Below are 1,562 nucleotides of genomic sequence, written 5' to 3'. Positions count from 1 at the left end.
CGGGATGTACGGCGGGTTGGAGATCACCAGGTCGACCTGGCCGTCGAGCTCGGGAAGGGCGCTGAGGGCGTCCCCGCGGTGCACGGTGACCCTGGCGCGCGACCACCCCACCCGTCCACGACGGCCGTCGGCCGCCGTCCCTCCGGCCGACCGCTGCGCCACCCGTACCGGCCGGCCGCTTTCCACCAAGGAACGCCGATGCCCCGCCCCACCGCGCACCGCACCCCCTTCGGTTCCGCTCCCGGAAACGCCGAAGCAGACCTCTGGACGCTGGATTCCGGCACCGGGGTGCGGGCCGAAGTCCTCACCTACGGAGGTATCCTGCACCGCCTCACGGTGCGGGACGTTCATGGCGAGAGTCGACAGATCGTCAGATCTCTCTCGACGATGGACGAATACGCGAAGGATCACCCCTACTTCGGGGCGCTCGTGGGCCGTTACGCCAACCGCATCGCGCACGGCAGCTTCGCGCTCGACGGCGCCACCCACGAGATCCCCGTCAACGACCGCGGCCACGCGCTGCACGGCGGACCCGAAGGCTTCAACACCAGAATGTGGGAGGCGTCCGGCCGCGAGGACGGCGCCGCCGCCTTCGTCGACCTGCGGCTGCACAGCCCTGACGGCGACATGGGATTCCCCGGGGCCCTGGAGGTCCGTGCCACCTACGCCGTCGACGCCTCGGGCACCTTCTCGCTCGACTGCACCGCGACCACCGACCGGGCCACCGTCGTCAACCTCACCCAGCACGCCTACTTCAACCTGAGCGACGACGACGTCCTCGGGCACACCCTGGAAGTCGACGCCGACCACTACCTCCCCGTGGACTCCGAGGGCATTCCCGAGGGGGACCCGGCCGAGGTGCTCGGCACCCCGTTCGACCTCACCGCCCCCCACGTGCTGCGCGAGCGCCTCGCCCATCCGCACGAGCAACTCGCCTCGGCCGGCGGGTTCGACCACTGCTGGGTCCTGCGCGACGAGGCCCCCGGCACCGACGGGCTGCGTCGTGCCGCCCGGCTCACCGCGCCCGACGCCTCCCGTGTGATGGAAGTGTGGACCACCGAACCGGGCATCCAGGTCTACACGGGCAACCTGCTGGACGGCACCTTCACCGACGGCGAGGGCCGTGTGCACGACCGCCACGGCGCGGTCTGCCTGGAGACCCAGCACCTGCCGGACTCGCCCAACCACGCCGCCTACCCCACCACCGTCCTGCGCCCGGGCCAGACGCTGCACACCCGCACGGAGTGGCGCTTCCCGCACCTGGGCGCACGGTGTTACTGAGGATGAAGCAGGAGGTGACGACTGGTCGGCGGCTGCGATATCACCAGAGGCATACTGTATCCACAAGGCGGCGGGCCAACCGTCGAACCGCACGGTCAGCAGGGAGTTACAGCTCAAGGCAGCCGAGCGGTTCGCGTGGGCGAGAGCAGTTCAGCGATCGCAGGGCACCTGCGAGTTGGTGAGCCTCTTCCCCATCCTGGGCCGCACGGTCCACGACGGCAAGAAGATCGTGTACCTGGACAGCGCGGCGACCTCGCAGAAGCCGCGCCAGGTCCTCGACG

Annotated in this window: 1 protein-coding gene and 1 pseudogene; one reads left to right on the top strand and one right to left on the bottom strand. The window is 70.4% G+C overall.

The window, feature by feature from the left end; all coding sequences use genetic code 11:
* A pseudogene (locus ACWD3D_RS36865) lies at positions 1 to 96 on the bottom strand (peptide chain release factor N(5)-glutamine methyltransferase); the annotation flags it as partial.
* A 102-nt stretch (positions 97 to 198) separates the two neighbouring features.
* Between ACWD3D_RS36865 and ACWD3D_RS36860 the strand changes: the two are divergent.
* Entirely contained in the window at positions 199 to 1,281 is a 1,083-nt protein-coding gene (locus tag ACWD3D_RS36860) for an aldose epimerase family protein (protein WP_451464993.1), read from the top strand.
* Positions 1,282 to 1,562: the final 281 nt, after the last annotated feature.

This window comes from Streptomyces sp. NPDC002690 (assembly GCF_053592415.1).
This window is presented reverse-complemented; position numbering and strand designations above follow the sequence as displayed.

What these genes read in the sequence shown, in the direction of transcription:
- ACWD3D_RS36860 (WP_451464993.1), top strand. Translation starts at nt 199, where the DNA reads ATGCCCCGCCCCACCGCGCACCGCACCCCCTTCGGTTCCGCTCCCGGA.